The organism is Pantoea sp. BR_17 (assembly GCF_041955125.1).
Taxonomy (GTDB): domain Bacteria; phylum Pseudomonadota; class Gammaproteobacteria; order Enterobacterales; family Enterobacteriaceae; genus Pantoea; species Pantoea stewartii.
This window is the reverse complement of sequence record NZ_JAVAXT010000003.1, coordinates 300240-321344: the sequence shown is the minus strand read 5'-3', so window position 1 is coordinate 321344 and position 21105 is coordinate 300240. Positions and strand designations below refer to the sequence as shown.

17 protein-coding genes and 7 tRNA genes are annotated in these 21105 nt (G+C 53.7%); 2 read left to right on the top strand and 22 right to left on the bottom strand.

Annotated elements, in window-relative coordinates:
* Positions 1 to 6 precede the first annotated feature (6 nt).
* A complete protein-coding gene (gene leuS / locus RAC60_RS07650) occupies positions 7 to 2589 on the bottom strand; it encodes a leucine--tRNA ligase (RefSeq protein ID WP_039342889.1) in 2583 nt (860 codons plus the stop codon).
* Between the two features lie 222 nt (positions 2590 to 2811).
* On the opposite strand from leuS, the gene RAC60_RS07645 reads away from it, so the two are divergent.
* Complete coding sequence (locus tag RAC60_RS07645) at positions 2812 to 3294, top strand: zinc ribbon-containing protein (protein WP_006118415.1); 483 nt, start codon at positions 2812 to 2814, stop codon at positions 3292 to 3294.
* Positions 3295 to 3327: 33 nt separating this feature from the next.
* Here RAC60_RS07645 and RAC60_RS07640 read toward each other — a convergent pair whose 3' ends face one another.
* The 9 genes from RAC60_RS07640 to miaB all read right to left on the bottom strand — a co-directional run bounded on the left by RAC60_RS07640 (position 3328) and on the right by miaB (position 12686).
* Positions 3328 to 4053: an amino acid ABC transporter ATP-binding protein gene (locus RAC60_RS07640; RefSeq protein WP_039342886.1), complete on the bottom strand. Its 726-nt coding sequence runs from the start codon at positions 4051 to 4053 to the stop codon at positions 3328 to 3330.
* Complete coding sequence (gltK, locus tag RAC60_RS07635) at positions 4054 to 4731, bottom strand: glutamate/aspartate ABC transporter permease GltK (protein ID WP_006118417.1); 678 nt, start codon at positions 4729 to 4731, stop codon at positions 4054 to 4056.
* Positions 4731 to 5471: an amino acid ABC transporter permease gene (locus RAC60_RS07630; protein WP_006118418.1), complete on the bottom strand. Its 741-nt coding sequence runs from the start codon at positions 5469 to 5471 to the stop codon at positions 4731 to 4733. The genes gltK and RAC60_RS07630 overlap by 1 nt, the downstream gene beginning before the upstream one ends.
* 153 nt (positions 5472 to 5624) lie before the next feature.
* A complete protein-coding gene (locus RAC60_RS07625) occupies positions 5625 to 6521 on the bottom strand; it encodes an amino acid ABC transporter substrate-binding protein (protein WP_033739290.1) in 897 nt (298 codons plus the stop codon).
* Positions 6522 to 7031: 510 nt separating this feature from the next.
* A complete protein-coding gene (lnt, locus tag RAC60_RS07620; protein WP_375093203.1) occupies positions 7032 to 8555 on the bottom strand; it encodes an apolipoprotein N-acyltransferase in 1524 nt (507 codons plus the stop codon).
* Between the two features lie 4 nt (positions 8556 to 8559).
* A complete protein-coding gene (gene corC, locus RAC60_RS07615) occupies positions 8560 to 9441 on the bottom strand; it encodes a CNNM family magnesium/cobalt transport protein CorC (RefSeq protein WP_033739293.1) in 882 nt (293 codons plus the stop codon).
* A gap of 81 nt (positions 9442 to 9522) precedes the next feature.
* Positions 9523 to 9996, bottom strand: coding sequence for an rRNA maturation RNase YbeY (ybeY, locus tag RAC60_RS07610; RefSeq protein WP_033739295.1), 474 nt, complete (start codon positions 9994 to 9996; stop codon positions 9523 to 9525).
* On the bottom strand, positions 9993 to 11054 hold the full coding sequence (locus RAC60_RS07605) for a PhoH family protein (protein WP_033739297.1): 1062 nt from the start codon (positions 11052 to 11054) through the stop codon (positions 9993 to 9995). The genes ybeY and RAC60_RS07605 overlap by 4 nt, the downstream gene beginning before the upstream one ends.
* Before the next feature lie 207 nt (positions 11055 to 11261).
* Entirely contained in the window at positions 11262 to 12686 is a 1425-nt protein-coding gene (gene miaB, locus RAC60_RS07600) for a tRNA (N6-isopentenyl adenosine(37)-C2)-methylthiotransferase MiaB (RefSeq protein WP_033739300.1), read from the bottom strand.
* A 168-nt stretch (positions 12687 to 12854) separates the two neighbouring features.
* On the opposite strand from miaB, the gene ubiF reads away from it, so the two are divergent.
* Positions 12855 to 14027, top strand: coding sequence for a 3-demethoxyubiquinol 3-hydroxylase (gene ubiF, locus RAC60_RS07595; protein WP_162286331.1), 1173 nt, complete (start codon positions 12855 to 12857; stop codon positions 14025 to 14027).
* A gap of 93 nt (positions 14028 to 14120) precedes the next feature.
* On the opposite strand, the gene RAC60_RS07590 is transcribed toward ubiF, so the two are convergent.
* The 12 genes from RAC60_RS07590 to nagB all read right to left on the bottom strand — a co-directional run bounded on the left by RAC60_RS07590 (position 14121) and on the right by nagB (position 20989).
* Positions 14121 to 14195: transfer RNA gene (locus RAC60_RS07590), tRNA-Gln, on the bottom strand.
* Positions 14196 to 14221: 26 nt separating this feature from the next.
* Positions 14222 to 14296: transfer RNA gene (locus tag RAC60_RS07585), tRNA-Gln, on the bottom strand.
* A 6-nt stretch (positions 14297 to 14302) separates the two neighbouring features.
* Positions 14303 to 14379: transfer RNA gene (locus tag RAC60_RS07580), tRNA-Met, on the bottom strand.
* 22 nt (positions 14380 to 14401) lie between these two features.
* Positions 14402 to 14476: transfer RNA gene (locus RAC60_RS07575), tRNA-Gln, on the bottom strand.
* A gap of 34 nt (positions 14477 to 14510) precedes the next feature.
* A tRNA-Gln gene (locus RAC60_RS07570) sits at positions 14511 to 14585 on the bottom strand.
* Between the two features lie 22 nt (positions 14586 to 14607).
* Positions 14608 to 14692: transfer RNA gene (locus RAC60_RS07565), tRNA-Leu, on the bottom strand.
* Positions 14693 to 14702: 10 nt separating this feature from the next.
* Positions 14703 to 14779, bottom strand: a tRNA-Met gene (locus RAC60_RS07560).
* Between the two features lie 207 nt (positions 14780 to 14986).
* Entirely contained in the window at positions 14987 to 16654 is a 1668-nt protein-coding gene (gene asnB, locus RAC60_RS07555) for an asparagine synthase B (protein WP_006118422.1), read from the bottom strand.
* Between the two features lie 304 nt (positions 16655 to 16958).
* Entirely contained in the window at positions 16959 to 17711 is a 753-nt protein-coding gene (locus RAC60_RS07550; protein WP_033739305.1) for an HAD-IIA family hydrolase, read from the bottom strand.
* 40 nt (positions 17712 to 17751) lie between these two features.
* Positions 17752 to 18972, bottom strand: coding sequence for an N-acetylglucosamine repressor (locus RAC60_RS07545; RefSeq protein WP_033739308.1), 1221 nt, complete (start codon positions 18970 to 18972; stop codon positions 17752 to 17754).
* Between the two features lie 7 nt (positions 18973 to 18979).
* Positions 18980 to 20128 (bottom strand): N-acetylglucosamine-6-phosphate deacetylase, encoded by a 1149-nt coding sequence (gene nagA / locus RAC60_RS07540; RefSeq protein ID WP_033739310.1) that lies wholly within the window; start codon positions 20126 to 20128, stop codon positions 18980 to 18982.
* A gap of 60 nt (positions 20129 to 20188) precedes the next feature.
* Positions 20189 to 20989 carry a glucosamine-6-phosphate deaminase gene (gene nagB, locus RAC60_RS07535; RefSeq protein WP_006118426.1) on the bottom strand — a complete coding sequence of 267 codons (801 nt, stop codon included), beginning with the start codon at positions 20987 to 20989 and terminating at the stop codon, positions 20189 to 20191.
* Positions 20990 to 21105: the final 116 nt, after the last annotated feature.

Here is a 21105-nt window from a genome sequence, read left to right as displayed (position 1 = left end):
CTGAACTTAACCCACAACCAGGTTAAGCAGTTTGCCCGGTACATAAATGACTTTACGAATGCTCACACCATCAAGGTATTTCGCCACCAGGGGCTCCTCAGCAGCGCGCGCCTGAACCTGCTCCTGTGTAGCCTCGGCTGCCACAGTAATTTTACCCCGCACTTTACCGTTGACCTGCACCACGACCAGCAGAGAATCTTCGACCATTGCGGCGTCATCTGCCACTGGCCATTCCGCATTGTCGATAGTGCCTTCGCCGCCCAGCGTCTGCCACAGCACGTAGCTGGCATGCGGGGTGAACGGATACAGCAAACGCGTCACGGCCAGTAAGGCCTCCTGCATCAACGCACGATCCTGCTCGCTGTCCTGCGGCGCACGCGCCAGCTTGTTCATCAGCTCCATGACCGCCGCAATCGCGGTGTTAAAGGTCTGGCGACGACCAATATCATCCGACACTTTGGCAATGGTTTTGTGCAGGTCGCGGCGCAACGCTTTCTGATCGTCATTCAGGCTGGCGACGTCCAGGGCAACCGTTGCACCTTTCTGTGAATGATCGTAGACCAGTTTCCAGACACGTTTCAGGAAGCGGTTTGCCCCTTCCACACCGGATTCCTGCCACTCCAGCGTCATATCCGCAGGCGAGGCAAACATCATGAACAGACGGACGGTATCGGCACCATAGCGCTCAACCATCAGCTGGGGATCGATGCCGTTGTTTTTTGACTTGGACATTTTGCTCATGCCCGCGTAAATCACCTCGCGGCCTTGAGTATCTACGGCTTTAACAATGCGGCCTTTCTCATCGCGCTCGACGGTCACGTCAACCGGCGAAACCCAGTTACGTTCGCCGTTAACGCCCAGATAATAGAACGCATCCGCTAACACCATGCCCTGGCACAGCAGACGTTTGGCTGGCTCATTCGAATTCACCAGGCCTGCATCACGCAGCAGTTTATGGAAGAAGCGGAAATACATCAGGTGCATGATGGCGTGTTCGATGCCGCCGACATACTGATCTACCGGCAGCCAGTAGTTTGCTGCAGCCGGGTCCAGCATACCGTCCTTGTAGTCTGCACAGGTATAACGCGCGTAGTACCACGACGATTCCATAAAGGTGTCAAAGGTATCGGTTTCGCGCAGCGCAGGCTGACCGTTCACGGTGGTTTTTGCCCAGTCCGGATCGGCTTTAATCGGACTGGTAATGCCGTCCATGACCACGTCTTCTGGCAGAATCACCGGTAACTGGTCTTCTGGTGTCGGCATGACGGTGCCATCTTCCAGGGTTACCATCGGAATCGGCGCGCCCCAGTAACGCTGACGAGAAACGCCCCAGTCGCGCAGGCGATAGTTGACTTTACGCTCGCCAACGCCTTTTGCCGCCAGCGCATCTGCAATGGCGTTAAAACCGGCACTGTGATCCAGGCCGCTGCACTCGGCAGAGTTAAACAGCGTACCTTTGTCGGTCATCGCGGCGGCGCTGACGTCAGGCTCGCTGCCGTCCAGATTGAGGATAACCGGTTTGATCGGCAGATCGTATTTGGTCGCAAATTCCCAGTCGCGCTGGTCATGCGCCGGCACGGCCATGACCGCACCCGTACCGTATTCCATCAGGACGAAGTTCGCGACCCACACAGGAAGACGTTCACCCGTTAACGGATGCACGACAGACAGGCCTGTCGCCATGCCTTTCTTTTCCATGGTGGCCATATCGGCTTCGGCTACCTTGGTATTGCGGCATTCTGCGATAAAATCAGCCAGAGCAGGGTTGCTGGCCGCCGCCTGTGCCGCCAGCGGATGACCGGCGGCGACAGCGACATAGGTCGCGCCGTAGAAGGTGTCCGGACGCGTGGTATAAACCGTCACTTTTTCGCTGCTGTCTGCCACGTCAAAGGTGATTTCCACCCCTTCAGAACGGCCGATCCAGTTACGCTGCATGGTTTTGACCTGCTCAGGCCACTCTTCCAGCGTATCCAGATCGTTTAACAGCTCTTCGGCGTAATCAGTGATTTTAATGAACCACTGTGGGATCTCTTTGCGCTCGACTTTGGTGTCACAGCGCCAGCAGCAGCCATCGATAACCTGCTCGTTAGCCAGTACGGTCTGATCGTTCGGGCACCAGTTCACCGCCGAGGTTTTTTTGTACACCAGGCCTTTTTCATACAGTTTGGTGAAGAACCACTGTTCCCAGCGGTAATACTCCGGTTGACAGGTCGCCAGCTCGCGGCTCCAGTCATAGCCAAACCCCAGCAGCTTAAGCTGGTTTTTCATGTACGCGATGTTGTCATAAGTCCAGGGCGCCGGCGCGGTATTGTTTTTGACCGCCGCGCCTTCCGCAGGCAGACCGAAGGCGTCCCAGCCAATTGGCTGCAGCACGTTTTTGCCGAGCATGCGCTGATAACGCGCAATGACGTCGCCGATGGTGTAGTTACGAACGTGGCCCATGTGCAGGCGGCCAGAAGGATAGGGCAGCATAGACAGGCAGTAGTACTTCTCTTTGCCTTCCTGCTCAGTCACTTTAAACGTTTCGTTTTCATCCCACTGCTGCTGAACGCGGGATTCAATCTCTTCCGGGCGGTATTGCTCTTGCATGGCTGCCTGTGGTCCTTAATAGATGACACTTTGCTGACTTTACGATCCGCATAGCATACCCATAAGGCCGCACATCAACAACACTTCCCACTTTTACGGGGGCGATTTATCGTCAACGCATCCCTGCTTTCACTCTTTTACGCTTCCTTACCCAGCGAGCCGGGCAAATGTGACAAAGTAGCTAAACTTAGTACAGGTACTGAGCGCAAAAAGGAGAATAAAATGAATAAAGTGGCCCAGGAATATCACGCCTCACTGGCGGTATTAACCGAACGTCTTCGCCACGGCGATCGCGATCTGGATACGTTAGTCGACGATCGGCGCCGTCATTTACAAGCGCACTCCGATCTGACGCCGGACGAAATCGATCGGGCGCTGACGTCGGTGCGTCGCGATCTGGCAGAGTTTGGCCGTAACTATGCAGAGGCGGAAGAGCCGGTCGCCGACTCCGTTTTTATGCGCGTGATTCGGGAAAGCATCTGGAAGGAGCTGGCAGATATTACGGATAAAAGCCAGTTAGAGTGGCGTGAGGTTTTTCAGGATTTGCAACATCATGGTGTGTACCAAAGTGGTGAGGTGGTGGGCCTGGGCAATCTGGTCTGCGAAAAATGCCACTTCACTCGCGCCATTTATACGCCGGAAACGCTGTCACGTTGCCCCGAATGCAATCACGATCAGTTTTATCGTCAGCCTTTTGAGCCGTAGAAGAAGCAGGCGGGCTTTGTGCCCGCCTGACGTTTAGTGCAGAATTTTTGCCAGGAAATCCTTTGCCCGCTCAGACTGTGGATTATTAAAGAAGTCATCTTTATGGGTGTCTTCGATAATTTTTCCTTCATCCATAAAGATCACCCGATTGGCCACCTTCCGGGCGAAGCCCATTTCATGTGTCACGACCATCATGGTCATGCCTTCCTGGGCCAGTTCGACCATAACGTCCAGTACTTCATTGATCATTTCGGGATCGAGTGCGGAGGTCGGCTCATCAAACAGCATGGCAATCGGATCCATACAGAGTGCCCGCGCAATCGCGACGCGCTGCTGCTGACCGCCCGAGAGCTGGCCGGGAAATTTATCTGCATGCGCTGACAGGCCCACGCGAGTCAGCAATTTGAGGCCTTTCTCGCGGGCGGCGGTTTTGTCGCGCTTTAAGACTTTGACCTGCGCCAGCACCAGGTTATCAATAATGCTCAGGTGAGGGAACAGTTCGAAGTGCTGAAACACCATGCCGACCTTACTGCGCAGTTTGGCCAGATTGGTTTTTTTATTGTTCACTTCAGTACCGTTTACCGTAATGCTGCCCTGTTGCACAGGTTCCAGGCCATTCACGGTTTTGATCAGGGTCGATTTGCCCGAGCCTGACGGCCCGCATACCACAACCACTTCACCGGTCTTGACTTCGGTAGAGCAGTCGGTCAGCACCTGAAATTGACCATACCACTTAGAAACGTTTTTCAGGCTAATCATTTAAACCGTCCTTTTTCTTTTTAGATAGCTGACCAACAGTGACGCGCTCAGGCTGATCACGAAGTAGACCAGACCGGCAAACAACACCATCTCAACCTGGGTACCGTCACGCTCACCGATGGTGGAGGCGGTGCGGAAGAAGTCCGCCAGGCTCAGCACATACACTAACGAGGTATCCTGGAACAGGACGATGCCCTGGGTCAGTAACAGCGGAACCATGGCACGAAACGCCTGAGGCAGAATCACCAGGCGCATGGACTGCCACTGCGTCATGCCCAGCGCCAGCGCCGCGCTGGATTGCCCACGCGCAATACTGATGATGCCGGCGCGAATGATTTCCGAATAATACGCCGCTTCGAACAGCGAAAAGGCGACCATTGCCGAAATCAAACGAATGTCGGTTTTAGGGGAAATACCCAGCACCTGCTGCAGGAAACTCGGCACCACCAGATAAAACCACAGCAGCACCATAACCAGCGGTACCGAACGGAACAGGTTAACGTACAGTTTGGCAAACCAGCTGATGGGCCTGAAGGTCGACAAACGCATCACCGCCAGCAGCGTGCCCCACAGGATGCCGAAGACCACCGCCGTAAGCGTGATTTTAAAGGTAATGACCAGACCATTAAGCAGGTAAGGCAGGCTGGGAGGAATGGAACTCCAGTCAAACGCGTACATCACTTGCCTCCCATATTGCCGGGCAGACGCACTTTGCGCTCAACCAGGCTCATCAAAAACATAATCACCAGGTTGATGGCAATGTAGGCCAGCGTAATGGCCGTAAACGATTCATAGGCGTGTGCGGAATAGTCCAGCAGCTTGCCCGCCTGCGCAGCCATGTCCACCAGGCCGATCGTCGACGCAATCGCCGAGTTTTTAACCAGGTTAAGCATTTCTGACGTCATTGGCGGCACAATCACGCGGTAAGCATTAGGAAGCAACACATAGCGATAGGTTTGCGGCAGCGTCAGGCCCATTGCCAGCCCGGCATTCTTTTGTCCCCGCGGCAAAGACTGAATCGCCGCGCGCACCTGCTCGCAGACGCGTGCGGCGGTAAACAGGCCCAGACAGATCACCGACGAGATAAAGAACTGCAGGTTGGGATCCAACTCCGACTTAAACCACATGCCAAGCTTCTGACCAACCAGCTCTGGCGCCACCAGATACCAGAAGAAGAACTGCACGATCAGGGGGATGTTACGAAACAATTCCACATAGCAGGTGCCAATCGTTGCCAGCAGCCGATTAGGCACGGTACGCAGAATGCCAAAGAATGAACCTACGCAGAAAGCGATAATCCAGGCACAGCAGGAGACAGCAATTGTCACCTGAAAACCGGACCACAACCAGCCGAGATAGGTGGTATTTCCGAACGGGGCCTGTTCGAGAAAAATGCCCCAGTTCCAATCGATACCCATAACGAACTCCGGTAAAAAAGGGTAGCAGAGCTACCCTGAAGATTGATGAACGGCTTAATGCGCCTGAGTCAGGGGAACGACCCGATCAGGCGGTCTGTCCACGCCGCGGTTTCAGCAATCGAGAGGGCGACAGCGCCGCCCTTGTTATCGTTGTTAATTCAGCGCTTTATCATTCGGCGTTTTGAACAGGGCTTTCATGTCATCAGACAATTCAAAGTTCATGTTCAGGTTTTTAGGAGGAATAGGCTGTTTAAACCAGGTGTCGAACCATTTTTCTGCCTGGCCGGAGGTCTGGGCTTTTGCAATGGTGTCATCAACCAGCTTTTTGAACTGCGGATCGTCTTTGCGCAGCATACAGCCATAAGCTTCTTTAGACTGTGGCGTACCGATAATGACCCAGTCATCCGGTTTTTTCGCTTTAGCGCGTTCGCCAGCCAGCAGGGCGTCATCCATCATAAAGGCCACGGCACGACCGGTTTCCAGCGTACGGAACGAATCACCATGGTCTTTGGCGCTGATGATGCGCATATCCATCTTTTTCTCGTCGTTCAGTTTATGCAGCAGCACTTCTGACGTCGTACCTGAGGTCACCACGACAGTCTTGCCTTTCAGATCGTCAAAATCCTTAATTGGGCTGCCTTTTTTAACCAGCAAGCGGGTACCGATAACAAAAATGGTGTCGGAAAAGGCCGCCTGTTTCTGGCGCTCAAGGTTGTTGGTCGTTGAGCCACATTCGTAGTCATAGGTGCCGTTTTGCAGCAGCGGAATACGGTTCTGTGAAGTAATCGGGATCATTTTGATCTGCAGATCAGGTTTATTCAGCTTCGCTTTAATGGCATCAGCAATCGCGTTTGAATAAGCCTGTGAATAGCCAACGACTTTCTGTTGGTTGTCGTAATATGAAAAGGGAACTGACGATTCGCGATGCCCGATAACAATGACGCCACTGTCATTAATTTTTTTCAGGGTACCGCTGAGATCTTCCGCCTGGGCCGCTCCCGCTGCTGCGCTCAACAGCAAAAGAGATAATGCCACTTTGCGTAATTGCATGTTCCAACTCCTTCGTGTGGAAATTGCACAGGATCAACCCTGTACTGAGTGTGATGTTGTGTGTATTTTGCACTGCTTTTCTTATTATTCCCTCGCGCGTCTGCGCTTAAGAATATTCACTAACATAGCGGATTGTTAACCTAATGAAACAAAAAAGTTTCTTTTTTGCGATGGCATTCGCACCAAAAAAAGGCAATCGCGCGTCCATGCACGCGGAAGGTGCGCAGATTGAGCGTTAATGGTGCATTACGCCCATGCCATCGTGGGTAACAAGCCCCGCATTGCAGGAATACAGAAACATTTAGCAATCATCGTGCCAGAATAAAATGACAGTGGGGTGAACGGGCGGTTTGACTGAAGAAGCAGAAGCAGAAGCAGAAGCAGAAGCAGAAGCAGAAGCAGAAGCAGAAGCAGAAGCAGAAGCAGAAACAGTAAAAGGGGGAAGGGAAACAGCGTGCGGATTAAGACACCGCGAAAGGCTGTGGCGAAGCAGCGCTTCACCACAGCGTGTCAGCGCTGACGTCGGATGAAGGCCAGTAACCCGGCCAGCACTGTCGCTATCCATACCGGCCAGATCCCGGCTTTCGAGTATGGCGTTTCGCCGCGGGTAGGCGTTACCTTATCCACGAGTACGCCGCGCGTGAACTGCGGCAGAACCTTTTCCACATCGCCATTGGCATTCACCACGGCGGTTACGCCATTATTGGTGCCGCGCAGCAGCGGTCTGCCCAGCTCAAGTGCGCGCATACGCGCCATCTGGAAGTGTTGCCAGGGACCAATCGAGTGACCAAACCAGGCATCATTAGAGACGGTCAGCAGAAAGTCGGTGTCCGGACGGAAGTTCGCCCGCACCTGCTCACCCAACACGATCTCGTAGCAAATCGCCGTCGTAAGGTGATAATTCGCCACATTGAGCTGAGGCTGCAAATAGGCACCGCGGCTGAAGGCAGACATCGGCAAATCGAAGAAGGGGGCTAGCGGGCGCAGCAAATCCGCCATGGGAACAAACTCACCAAACGGCACCAGATGGTTTTTCTGATAGCGGTTAGTGCTGAAGTAGTTGTAGGGCTTCGGCCCGCCCAGCACGATAACCGTGTTGTAATCATGATAACGATTCTGCTCCAGGCGTGAATCCACGATACCGGTCACCAGTGCGCTACCGCGCGCGCGGAGTTCGGCATCCAGCGAACGCAGGAACGGTTGCTGGTTACTTTCCAGATCGGTAATTGCCGACTCCGGCCAGATAATAATGGGGGCTTTTCCCATCAGCGGCTGGCTTAAATCGTTATAAATGCGCAGCGTGTTCAGCAACTGCTGCGGGTCCCACTTCATCGACTGGGGAATATCGCCCTGCACCAGCGCGACATCGACCGCCTGCTGGGGTAAAGGCTGATACCAGTGCAGATAACGCAACGGCCAGCATATTGCCAGTAACGCGAGCGCGCCCACCAGGCTTTTCACCTGACGTCGCTGCTGCGCATAAACCAGCAAACCCGCAATGACCATCAGCAGGAAGGTAATACTTTCCACCCCAGCCAGCGGCGCAATCCCCTTTAGCGGGCCATCAATCTGACTGTAGCCAAACTGCAACCACGGAAAGCCGGTTAAAATCCAGCCGCGCAAAAACTCCGTCACCTGCCATAACGCGGGAGCGGCCAGCGCCAGTCGCCACAGTGTGGGACGTGGCCAAATCCGGTTCAGGATGCCGGCAAACAGTGCCGGATAAATCGCGAGGTAAGCCGCCAGCAGGACCACCAGAAAAACGTTCACCGGGCCAGGCATGCCGCCAAAAGTGGCAATGCTGACATAAACCCAGTTAATACCGCTGCCAAACAGGCCAAACCCCCAACTGAAACCAATGGCGCTGGCCTGAGGACTGGTGCGGTTAAACGTCAGAAGTTGCAGGCCGAACAGCGAAAGCAGGGCGGCAGGCCAGAAATCATAAGGGGAAAAGGCGAGCGTGCCACAGGCGCCGCTCAGTAAAGCCAGCAGCAGACGGACCCGCTGCTGCTGGTAAAAGGAGGCTAATGCCATAGCGTTATTCGTCATCCAGTTGAGGTAGCGCCGAATTTTCCGGGATTTTTACGTGGACCTGAATGATACGGCGGCTGTCGGCCATGGCAACTTTGAACTGGTAACCATCAATGTCGATGCTTTCACCGCGCGCCGGCAGATGACCAAAGCCCTGCATTACCAGTCCACCAATGGTATCCACTTCGTCATCGCTGAACTGGGTGCCGAACACCTCATTGAAATCCTCAATGGGGGTTAACGCACGCACCGTGTAGGTCTGGCGGTTGAGCTGGCGGATATCCCGATCTTCCTCATCGTCATATTCGTCTTCAATTTCGCCAACAATCAGTTCGAGAATATCTTCAATCGTGACCAGTCCGGACACGCCACCAAACTCATCGATCACAATCGCCATATGATAGCGCTGGGAACGAAACTCTTTCAGCATACGGTCAACGCGCTTGCTCTCAGGCACAACCACCGCAGGACGCAGCACTTTTTCGACGCTGAAGGCTTCTGATTCGCTGCTCATAAACGGCAGCAGATCTTTCGCCATCAGGATGCCTTCAACATGGTCCTTGTCTTCGCTGATCACCGGAAAGCGGGAGTGCGCGGAGTCAATGATTACATCCAGGCACTCTTCGAGGTTCTGGTTGCGTTTCAGGGTGATCATCTGAGAGCGCGGAATCATGATGTCGCGTACGCGCTGTTCTGCAATATCCAGCACGCCTTCCAGCATGTCGCGGGTATCCTGATCAATCAGGTCCTTTTGATTGGAATCACGGATAAGGCTCAGGAGCTCGTCACGGTTTTTGGGTTCACCGTGAAACAGTTGGTTGAGCAGTAGGGAAAAAAATCCCTTTTTACTACTGGGTGCATCGCTGTTTTGAGAATGGTCGTCGCTCATGGCGGTTTTTAAAGATCTCTCTGGTCAGTAAGTGATGCTGCCGGTCGGGTTACCGGCAGCAGGATGGCCTGAGTCCACAACTCAGGCGTTTTCTTTCTCCGAAATGTACGGATCAGGATAACCAAGAGCAAGCATTATCTCGGTCTCCAGACCTTCCATCTCTTCGGCTTCGCTGTCTTCAATGTGATCATAACCCAACAGATGCAGCGTACCGTGAACCACCATGTGCGCCCAGTGGGCTTCAACGCTTTTCCCTTGTTCCTGCGCTTCCTGTTCCACGACCTGACGACAGATGATCAAATCGCCCAGCAGGGGCAATTCAATACCGGGTGGCGCTTCAAAAGGAAATGACAACACATTGGTGGGTTTATCTTTACCACGGTAGGTCAGGTTAAGCTCATGGCTTTCCTGTTCATCCACCAGACGAATAGTCACTTCGCTCTCCGGCTGAAACGGCGTCACCGCAGCTTCCAGCCAGCGCTGAAACTGGCTTTCCGTGGGGAGATTTTCTGTTTGTTCACAGGCCAGTTGCAGGTCGAGAATCACGTCGCTCATGGTTTCTCCTGAACGCTATGTTGGGCGGCAAGGGCTTCACGCTTACGCTCTTCAGCCTGCTGATCGCGACGTTTCTGATCGGCTTCTTCCCAGGCTTCATAAGCGGTCACGATGCGTGCCACGACCGGATGACGCACAACGTCTTCACTGTGAAAGAAGTTAAAGCTGATTTCTTCCACTTCAGACAGGACCTCAATCGCGTGACGTAAACCCGATTTTGTGTGGCGGGGCAGGTCGATCTGCGTGACGTCGCCGGTGATGACCGCTTTCGAGTTAAAGCCGATACGGGTCAGAAACATCTTCATCTGCTCGATAGTGGTGTTCTGGCTTTCATCAAGAATGATAAACGCGTCATTCAGCGTACGGCCGCGCATATAGGCCAGCGGCGCGACTTCGATAACGTTGCGTTCCATCAGCTTCTCGACTTTTTCAAAGCCCAGCATCTCAAACAGGGCGTCGTAAAGCGGACGCAGGTAGGGGTCCACTTTCTGGCTCAAATCGCCCGGCAGGAAGCCCAGTTTTTCACCGGCCTCGACGGCGGGGCGCGTGAGCAGGATGCGACGAATCTCCTGGCGTTCGAGCGCATCGACCGCGGCAGCGACAGCCAGGTAGGTTTTACCGGTACCCGCCGGGCCCACGCCAAAGGTGATGTCGTGGTCGAGGATATTGGCAATATACTGTGCCTGATTTGGGGTGCGCGGCTTGATGACGCCACGCTTGGTCTTAATATTGACCGCTTTACCGTAGTCGGGCACGCTTTCTGCCGTTTGTTCCAGCACCCGGCTTTCTTTGATCGCCAGATGAATCTGCTCGGGTTCGATATCCGGAATTTCGCCGCGCACGGGCGCGGTATCGACATAAAGTGTTTTCAGGATCTCGACCGCGGCATTCACGCACAGCACCCGACCAACCAGTTTAAACTGATTGTCCCGGCGGTTTATCTCAATGCCAAGACGACGCTCCAGCTGTTTTACATTGTCATCAAATGGACCGCACAGGCTCATCAGACGGCGGTTATCAGCCGGTTCAAGGGCGATTTCACGGGTTTCAATATTCAAACGAATCCTTTGGGTCACTCAGGGCCAGTTGAAAGGGATTGCGGGTGCATCAGATGTGTTAAGCGGATGCATCATAACGAAATTATTTATGCGGTCACGCCGGGGCGCAAGCTTACGAGGTGATATTTGGGCGGCACCGGCAGAAACCAAGTGCAAAACAGCAGAATGTGCGGCAGCCGACGGTGAGCTGCCGCACATAACGGAAGATCAGGGCTGGAAGACGCCAACGCCGATATCATTTTCTTTGCGGGTACGGGCGATAACGGAGGCCGGGCTTTCAACCACACGTAAGCCCATTTCCTCTTCAGTCCGCACCAGCTTGCCGCGCAAGGAGTTGGTATACACATCGACAATTTCGACGTCGACAAACTTACCAATCATCTCTACCGGACCTTCGAAATTTACCACTCGGTTGTTTTCGGTCCGGCCGGTCAGCTCCATCACGTTTTTACGTGAAATGCCTTCTACCAGAATCCGCTGCACGCTGCCCAGCATACGGCGGCTGATCGCCATGGCCTGCTGGTTGATGCGATCCTGCAGAATATACAGACGCTGTTTTTTCTCTTCGTCGCTGACGTCGTCAGGCAAGTCTGCCGCAGGTGTGCCCGGCCGCGCTGAGTAGATAAAGCTGTAGCTCATATCAAAGTTAATATCACCAATCAGCTTCATCGTTTGCTCAAAGTCCTGCTGTGTTTCACCCGGGAAACCTACGATAAAGTCAGAACTGATCTCAATGTCAGGGCGTGCAGCGCGCAGTTTGCGAATGATAGCCTTGTACTCCAGCGCAGTGTGCGCACGCTTCATCAGTGTCAGAATTCGGTCGGCGCCGCTCTGCACAGGCAGGTGGAGGAAGCTTACCAGCTCTGGCGTATCGCGATAGACATCAATGATGTCATCGGTGAACTCAATCGGATGGCTGGTGGTGAAGCGAATACGGTCAATGCCGTCAATCGCCGCCACCAGACGCAGCAGTTCAGCAAAGGTGCACACGTCGCCGTCAAAGGTTTCGCCGCGATAAGCGTTCACGTTCTGCCCTAACAGGTTCACTTCGCGTACGCCCTGCGCAGCTAACTGCGCGATCTCCAGCAGAATATCGTCTGACGGACGGCTGACTTCTTCACCGCGCGTATAAGGCACCACGCAGAACGTACAATATTTGTTGCAGCCTTCCATGATGGAGACAAACGCGGTGGGGCCTTCGGCCCGCGGTTCTGGCAGGCGGTCGAATTTTTCAATTTCCGGGAAGCTGATGTCCACAACCGGACTTTTGCTGCCGCGCACGGTATTAATCATTTCAGGCAGGCGATGCAGGGTTTGCGGACCAAAGACAATGTCCACGCAAGGCGCACGCTGGCGAATATGATCCCCTTCCTGCGACGCGACGCAGCCGCCAACACCGATGATCAAATCCGGGTTGCGCTCTTTGAGTTTTTTCCAGCGCCCCAACTGGTGGAAAACCTTCTCCTGCGCTTTCTCGCGGATTGAGCAGGTGTTGAGCAGCAGAATATCCGCCTCTTCGGCTTCCTCTGTCAGGGTATAGCCGTGCGTGCTGTTCAGCAGGTCAGACATCTTAGATGAATCGTACTCATTCATCTGACATCCCCAGGTTTTGATATGCAGTTTTTTTGTCATCGAGCTAGCCATTAAATCAGTGCAGTGAAGTGCTGGGCGCGTATTGTAATGCTTTGCTGCGGATGTGACCAGCCTGAGGGCTTTTCTGATCGTGCCTCATTTTTCCGGTACACTTTGCAGGAATACCACCGCGCTGAAAAGTGGCGGCCTAAGAGAGGGATACAAGTGATGCAGGATAACCAGTTTGATGTGGTGATTGTCGGCGGCGGCATGGTCGGAGCGGCGCTGGCCTGTGGTTTAGCGCAGCACCGCTTCCGGGTGGCGGTGATTGAGCGGGCAACCCCGCCACCTTTCGATCCCGACAGCCTGCCGGACGTGCGCATTTCCGCTGTCGGCGCCTCGTCGGTGGCGCTCCTGAAACAACTGAACGTCTGGCAACGCGTGGAGGCGATGCGCTGTGCGCCTTACCGCAAACTGGAAACCTGGGAGTGGCAGACGGCGCAGGTCAGTTTCGATGCGGAATCGCTGGGTTTGCCTGAACTGGGTTATATGGTGGAGAACACGGTGCTGCAACGTGCGCTGTGGGAAGAGATGACGCAGCGAGGGATCACCTTGCTGTGCCCGGCGACGATGGAGGATCTTCAGCCCTGTAATGCGGGCTGGACGCTGTCATTAAGCAATGGCACGACCGTAACCGCAAAATTAGTGGTGGGGGCAGACGGCGCAAGTTCACAGGTGCGACAGATGGCGGGTATTGGGATTCACGGCTGGAGTTACGCACAGTCCTGCTTACTGATCAGCGTCACCTGCGAGCATCCGGCTGGCGATGCGACCTGGCAGCACTTTACGCCCGACGGTCCACGCGCTTTCCTGCCGCTGTTCGGTCATCATGCCTCGCTGGTATGGTATGACGCCGCCGCCCGTATCCGACAGTTACAGGCCATGCCTGTCGCGCAGCTGGAGAAAGAGATCGCCCATCACTTTCCGGCCCGACTGGGCCGTTTTCATGTGCATGCAGCCGGTGGCTTTCCCCTGGTGCGTCGTCATGCCGCGCGTTATGTCCTGCCGGGGCTGGCGCTGGTCGGCGATGCGGCGCACACCATTAATCCTCTGGCAGGGCAGGGCGTGAATCTGGGATATCGTGACATCGATGCGTTAATGGATGTATTAATTGCTGCGCGTGACAACGCTGAAACCTGGTCGTCGGAACGGGTGCTGTTACGTTACCAGCGCCAGCGCCGCCACGATAATCTGCTGATGCAGAGCGGGATGGATCTGTTCTATTTTACGTTTAGCAACCGCGTCGGCCCGTTAAAGCTGGTACGCAATCTGGGATTGATCGCCGCTGAGCATTCCGGCGTGCTGAAACGTCAGGTCTTGCGCTATGCGTTAGGCTTGTAAGCCTCAGCCACGCGTCGCACGGATGTGACGCGTGGTCATGAGCCGGAAGCCAGAAACAAAAAAGCCCGCTATTGCGGGCTTTTTTGCTTAATTTGGCTGGGGTGCAGGGATTCGAACCCCGGAATGCTGGTATCAGAAACCAGTGCCTTACCGCTTGGCGACACCCCAATGGTGTCAAATCAAATTGTCTAAAATGGCTGGGGTGCAGGGATTCGAACCCCGGAATGCTGGTATCAGAAACCAGTGCCTTACCGCTTGGCGACACCCCAAGAAAATGGTGGCTACGACGGGAATCGAACCTGTGACCCCAGCATTATGAGTGCTGTGCTCTAACCAGCTGAGCTACGTAGCCAAATTGTATTGCCTTTCGATGATGGCTGGGATACCTGGATTCGAACCAGGGAATGCCGGTATCAAAAACCGGTGCCTTACCGCTTGGCGATATCCCATTCGTCCACTCGCAGCCGCGAGATACATCGAAATTGGCTGGGGTACCTGGATTCGAACCAGGGAATGCCGGTATCAAAAACCGGTGCCTTACCGCTTGGCGATACCCCATCCATGCTGCCGACTCGTGAAATGGTGCGGGAGGCGAGACTTGAACTCGCACACCTTGCGGCGCCAGAACCTAAATCTGGTGCGTCTACCAATTTCGCCACTCCCGCAAAAAAAAGATGGTGGCTACGACGGGAATCGAACCTGTGACCCCAGCATTATGAGTGCTGTGCTCTAACCAGCTGAGCTACGTAGCCATCTTTTTTCGCGCAACCTTCATCGGCGTTGCGGGGCGCATTATGCGGAGTTGACTACACAGCGTCAACAAATTTTTTGCCTTCAAACGCCTGTTTGTCTGGCTTATAACCAGGGTGGTGCTTTATTCGGCAATTTTTCAGTGAATACAACGGCAACTCCACAAAAAATGGGCCATTACTGGCCCATCTGTTCACTCAGTATAGCACTTATTTGTAAGCGGACTGGTGCACGCCCACGGCACGTCCTGAAGGATCGTCCATGTTTTTGAAGGCTTCATCCCACTCAATCGCTTTTGCCGACGAACAGGCAACAGACGGCCCGCCCGGCACGCACTCGGCAGCACTTGGCAGCGGGAACAGTTCTTCGAAAATTTCGCGATAGAGATACGCTTCTTTCGAACCCGGCGTGTTATACGGGAAGCGGAAATGCGCCGTCGCCAGTTGCTGATCGCTAATCTGCTTAGCCGCCACTTCTTTCAGCGTGTCAATCCAGCTGTAACCTACGCCGTCAGAGAACTGCTCTTTCTGACGCCAGGCAACGCTTTCAGGCAGATAGGAAGAGAAACATTCGCGCAGAATGTGTTTTTCCATTTTACCGTTGCTGCCGCACATCTTGTCCTGTGGGTTGATACGCATGGCGACATCCAGGAATTTCTTATCCAGGAACGGCACGCGCGCTTCTACGCCCCAGGCGGACATCGCTTTGTTGGCGCGAGCACAGTCAAACATGTGCAGAGCCAGCAGCTTACGCACGTTCTCTTCATGGAATTCTTTGGCATCAGGCGCTTTATGGAAATAGAGGTAGCCACCGAAGACTTCATCTGCGCCTTCGCCTGACAGCACCATTTTAATGCCCATCGCTTTGATCTTACGCGACATCAGGTACATCGGCGTGGAGGCACGTATGGTGGTCACATCGTAGGTCTCAATGTGGTAGATCACGTCACGAATAGCATCCAGACCTTCCTGCACCGTGAAGTGGATTTCATGGTGAACCGTACCCAGGTGCTCGGCAACCAGTTTGGCTGCTTTCAGATCCGGTGAGCCTTCCAGACCGACGGCAAAAGAGTGCAGCTGTGGCCACCAGGCATCGCTTTTGTCCTGATCTTCAACGCGCTTAGCGGCAAAACGCTTAGTCACGGCTGAGATAATAGAAGAATCCAGACCGCCAGACAGCAGCACGCCATAAGGAACGTCTGACATCAGATGACTTTTTACCGACTCTTCCAGCGCATGTTTCAGGCCAGCCGCGTCAGTCACGTTGTTTTCAACGTTTTTGTATTCCATCCAGTCACGCTGCCAGTAACGACGAATTTCACCGTCAGTACTGGAAAGGTAGCTTCCCGGTGGGAATTCTTTAATGGTGCGGCAAACCGGCACCAGCGCCTTCATTTCAGACGCCACAAACAGGTTGCCGTGCTCATCGTTGCCCATATACAGCGGAATGATACCGATATGGTCGCGACCAATCAGATACGTTTGCTTCACGGTGTCGTACAGGATAAAGGCAAACATGCCCTGCAACTCGTCCAGGAAATCGACGCCTTTTTCCTGATACAGCGCCAGAATGACTTCGCAGTCCGAACCGGTCTGGAAACTATAACGATCGCTTAACTCTGCGCGCAGGGCCTGATGGTTGTAGATTTCACCGTTGACGGCCAGAACGTGAGTGTGATCGGCGTTATACAGTGGCTGTGCACCGTTGTTGACGTCGACAATTGAGAGACGTTCGTGAGCAAGGATCGCGTGGTCGTCAGCATACACACCTGACCAGTCCGGCCCACGGTGACGCATTAAGCGTGAGCTTTCCAATGCTTTTTTACGTAACTCAACGGGATCGCTTTTCAGATCCAGCACACCAAAAATAGAACACATATCTGACTCCTGAACTCACCTGCGGCGATGTAATTTTACGTTTGTCCGGCAGCCGTTCGCTGCGTGATGTATAAGAAAATGCGTTATTTCAGGTACACAATGCAAGAGGAATCGTGTTTCACTGATAAAAAGGTTGTTGAATAACCCTGGATATTGAATTTTATCTAATGAAAGTGTCTTTTTATTGATGAATCGGCAGTGAAAAGTGATTTTGGGGTGTTTTTTGAACGATCTCAAGCCAGCAGAGAGGGGCAACGAAGGGGGATGCACTGCCTGAGGCGGCAGTGCGTCATAAGCTGAACCTTTAGAAGAGATCGATATCGGCCACGGAAGGGAAAATCCAGTCAGGACGGAAAGGCATCGCGTCAATATCGCTCAGGGTTGACACCCCAGACAGGACAAGAATGGTTTCCAGTCCGGCCTGAAAACCGGCCAGAATATCGGTGCGAAGGTTGTCACCCACGATCACCGTGTCCTCTGAGTGCGCCTGCATTTTATTCAGCGCGGCACGCATGATATACGGGCTGGGTTTGCCGACATAAAACGGCCTGCGACCGGAGATCTTTTCAATACCGGCACACAAGGCACCGCAGGCGGGCACGAATCCCCTGGCGTGCGTGTCGGGGTTGGTGGCAATGAAACGCGCCCCGTTTGCCACAAAGAAAGCCGCCTTATGCATCATGTCCCAGTTAAACGACCGGGTTTCGCCCACGATGACAAAGTCTGGGTTAACGTCAGTGATGGTAAAGCCCGCTTTGTAGAGTTCGTGCACCAGCGCACCCTCACCAATGACATAGGCCTTTTTGCCTTCCTGACGACGCAGAAAGTCAGCGGTCGCCATGGCTGAGGTGTAAAACACCGAATCCGGTATGTCGATGCCCGCGGAGGAGAAGCGATTGGCTAAGTCCCGCGCCGTCTGGGAAGGGTAGTTGGTCAGCACCACTAATGGCATATCTTTAGCCAGAATGCGCTGCAAAAACTCTTTTGCACCGGGCACCGCGGTATTGTCGTGCATCAGCACGCCATCAATGTCACAAATTACATTTTTAATCGTCATAAATGTGTTCCGATGCGCGCTGTCAGAAAACAGGCTGCGCTTAGTCTTCCAAAAGATGTTGCAGCAGGATGCCGTTTAACATCGCTCGTTTCGCCAGCGCAAAGGCGCCGATCGCCGAGCGATGATCGAGTTGTGAACGCACCACAGGCAGATTTTTACGAAAGGCCGCCAGTGTCTGCGTATTAATGCAACTTTCAATCGCGGGTAGCAAGACACGTTCTGCTTCGGTGATCTCGCCTGCCAGCACGATTTTTTGCGGGTTAAACAGGTTTATCGCAATCGCAATCGCCTTACCCAGATAACGCCCCACATGCTCGACAACTTCGCAGGCTAACGCATCGCCCTGATTGGCGGCCTGGCAGATATGCTGCATCTGGCACGCCGCCTGAGTCAGGATGCTCGGGTAGCCTTTATTCAGTAGCTCGCTTACACGATGTTCAATGGCGCTGTTTGCCGCAATGGTTTCAAGACAGCCAAAGTTGCCACAGTGGCAGCGTTCCCCCAGGGGATCGACCTGAATATGACCGATTTCACCGACATTGCCATTACTGCCCAAAAAAATCTGCCCGTTGGCGATAATGCCTGCGCCGGTTCCCCGATGCAGGCGCACTAATATCGAGTCGGCACAATCGCGCGTTGCGCCAAAATAGTGCTCAGCCAGCGCCAGGCTGCGAATATCATGGCCCACAAAACTGGTGACGTTAAACCGGTGCTTTAGATTAGCAACCAGCGGCCACTGATTCACATGAATATGCGGCATGTAGCGGATTACGCCATTAAGCGGATCAACGAGGCCGGGCAAAATCACGGAAATCGCGATTAGCTCGCGAATTTTCGCTTCACTCTGCTGGATAAAATGCGCAATGGCATCGAACAACGCCTGTTCGAGTGCTTCCTGCGTGCGCTGGGGCAGGGGATAATCCTGCTGAGCCAGGGATTTACCGCTTAAATCGAACAGGGTTAGCGTGGCATCATTGCGGCCAAGACGCACACCGATGGTGTGAAAGTGGCGGGTTTCCGTCACGATAGAAATGGCGCGGCGACCGCCGGTGGACGCCTGCTGGTCCACTTCTTTAATCAAACCGCGCTCAATAAGCTGACGTGTAATTTTGGTGACACTGGCGGGGGCAAGTTGGCTTAAATCCGCAATCTGAATACGTGAAATCGGCCCTTGCTGGTCGATTAACCGGTAGACGGCCGCACTATTCAGTTGTTTGACAAGATCGACATTTCCAATTTGAGTCTGGCCGCCAGTGGTCATTCAGTGCTTACTCGCTCAGGACGTTATCTCCATTGACTAACGTCTTAATAATTTTAAAGTCGCGTGTAAAAACCGTCAGGTTGGCGAGTTTCCCTGCCTGAATCGTACCTGACTGTTTTTCAACGCCCATTGCCTGTGCGGGATAAAGTGATGCCATGCGCAGGGCTTCATCCAACGCAATGCCCGCATGCTCAACGCAGTTTTGTACGGCTTCAATCATTGTCAGTGCTGAACCGCTTAGCGTGCCCTGCTCATCCACGCACAGCCCGTTACGATAATAGATTGTTTTACCAGCAAAAATAAACTTATCGATAGCAGCGCCCGCCGGTGCTGTCGCGTCGGTGACCAACACCAGTTTGTCACCTTTGATGCGTTTAGCATTGCGGACGTTAGCGTAATGGACATGTAAACCATCTGCAATAATGCCGCAGTATACATCAGGCGCATCAAACAGCGCACCGATGAGGCCGGGCTCACGTCCGGCAAAGGCAGGCATCGCATTATAGAGGTGCGTGGCGAACGTAATGCCCGCCGCAAACCCCGCTTTTGCCTCTTCATAAGTGGCACTGGAATGCCCGGCTGAGACCACGATACCCGCTTCGCTCAGTTGGCGAATCACCGCGCTGCCCACCACTTCGGGTGCCAGCGTAACTTTGCTGATCACGTCTGCGTTGTCGCAAAGGAATTGCACCATCTGCGCATCGGGCTCACGGATCAGGGCAGGGTTATGTGTGCCCTTTTTCGCCACACTCAGCCAGGGGCCTTCCAGATGTAAGCCCAGCATAACGTGAGGATACTTCTGCAAAAAGGCGCGCATTGTTTCCACCGCGCGCACCATCAGTGCGTCACTGCTGGTAATCAGCGTAGGCAGAAAGCTGGTACAGCCCGATTTCACATTGGCGCGATGCATGGTTTCCAGCGTTTCCACGCTGATGGCGTCTATATCGTCATTAAACTGGACGCCGCCACAGCCGTTAAGCTGCAGGTCGATAAAGCCGGGCGCGATAATGGCGCCGCTTACGTCCTGCTGTTCAATGCCTGACGGCAAGGCAGTAACAGGGCAAACCCGTTCAATGCGTCCGTCAGCGATCACCACGGCATGGTGATCCAGAATTTCGTAGCCGCTGTAGATTCGGCCATTGACTAATGCGTACATCTTCTTCTCCCGGCTTACCTGCCGCTCGTGCATCTGACAGCAGGTGACGTAATAACGGTATTAAACGCCCTGCATATTTTCCGCTTCCATTTCACGGAAGTACTTCACCGTTTTAACTTTCAACTCCATGGTCGCGGGCTCGTCGCAGACCACCACGGATTTAGGATGGAGTTGCAGGCAACTGATTGTCCACATGTGGTTCACGTTTCCTTCCACGGCAGCCTGCAACGCCTGTGCTTTAACGTGACCAGTAACCAGAATCATCACTTCTTCAGCGTCCAGCAGCGTGCCCACGCCAACGGTCAGGGCATATTTCGGCACCTGATCAACATCACCGTTAAAAAAGCGTGAATTTGCCACACGTGTGTCGTGAGTCAGCGTTTTGATACGAGTGCGTGAAGATAATGACGACGCGGGTTCGTTAAAGGCGATATGGCCATCATTACCGACGCCGCCCATGAACAGGTGGATTTTGCCCAGAGACCGAATTTTATCTTCATAACGGCGACATTCTGCGTCAATATCGGGCGCATTACCATTCAGCAAATTGATGTTTTCGGGTTGAATATCAACGTGGTCAAAGAAATTACGATGCATAAAGCTGTGGTAGCTTTCCGGATGCTCTTTCGGCAGCCCGACATATTCATCCATGTTGAAGGTAATGACATGTCTGAAGCTAACCTGGCCCGCTTTGTGCATATCGATCAGGTGCTTGTACGCTTCCAGAGGCGTACCGCCCGTAGGCAGTCCCAGAATAAAGGGCTTGTCAGCGCTGGGATTAAACGCATTAATACGGTTCACAATATGGCGCGCTGCCCATTTGCCGACCTGAGTGGGAGTAGATAAAGGAATCAGTCTCATGTTGCACCTCAAATGTGAGTGAAGGATTCGACGCGCAGCAAAGCCATGTTGCCGGTGAGGACAGGCGAATGGGAAGGAAACGCGCGTCTTGATATTTCGCATCATAAAATAAGTGG

Coding starts and splice junctions, on each gene's coding strand:
- gltK (WP_006118417.1), bottom strand. CDS start 4,731: ATGTACGCGTTTGACTGGAGTTCCATTCCTCCCAGCCTGCCTTACCTG.
- RAC60_RS07640 (WP_039342886.1), bottom strand. CDS start 4,053: ATGATTAGCCTGAAAAACGTTTCTAAGTGGTATGGTCAATTTCAGGTG.
- nagB (WP_006118426.1), bottom strand. CDS start 20,989: ATGAGACTGATTCCTTTATCTACTCCCACTCAGGTCGGCAAATGGGCA.
- miaB (WP_033739300.1), bottom strand. CDS start 12,686: ATGACAAAAAAACTGCATATCAAAACCTGGGGATGTCAGATGAATGAG.
- leuS (WP_039342889.1), bottom strand. CDS start 2,589: ATGCAAGAGCAATACCGCCCGGAAGAGATTGAATCCCGCGTTCAGCAG.
- ubiF (WP_162286331.1), top strand. CDS start 12,855: ATGCAGGATAACCAGTTTGATGTGGTGATTGTCGGCGGCGGCATGGTC.
- RAC60_RS07630 (WP_006118418.1), bottom strand. CDS start 5,471: ATGGGTATCGATTGGAACTGGGGCATTTTTCTCGAACAGGCCCCGTTC.
- asnB (WP_006118422.1), bottom strand. CDS start 16,654: ATGTGTTCTATTTTTGGTGTGCTGGATCTGAAAAGCGATCCCGTTGAG.
- RAC60_RS07545 (WP_033739308.1), bottom strand. CDS start 18,972: ATGACCACTGGCGGCCAGACTCAAATTGGAAATGTCGATCTTGTCAAA.
- lnt (WP_375093203.1), bottom strand. CDS start 8,555: ATGGCATTAGCCTCCTTTTACCAGCAGCAGCGGGTCCGTCTGCTGCTG.
- corC (WP_033739293.1), bottom strand. CDS start 9,441: ATGAGCGACGACCATTCTCAAAACAGCGATGCACCCAGTAGTAAAAAG.
- ybeY (WP_033739295.1), bottom strand. CDS start 9,996: ATGAGCGACGTGATTCTCGACCTGCAACTGGCCTGTGAACAAACAGAA.
- RAC60_RS07550 (WP_033739305.1), bottom strand. CDS start 17,711: ATGACGATTAAAAATGTAATTTGTGACATTGATGGCGTGCTGATGCAC.
- nagA (WP_033739310.1), bottom strand. CDS start 20,128: ATGTACGCATTAGTCAATGGCCGAATCTACAGCGGCTACGAAATTCTG.
- RAC60_RS07645 (WP_006118415.1), top strand. CDS start 2,812: ATGAATAAAGTGGCCCAGGAATATCACGCCTCACTGGCGGTATTAACC.
- RAC60_RS07625 (WP_033739290.1), bottom strand. CDS start 6,521: ATGCAATTACGCAAAGTGGCATTATCTCTTTTGCTGTTGAGCGCAGCA.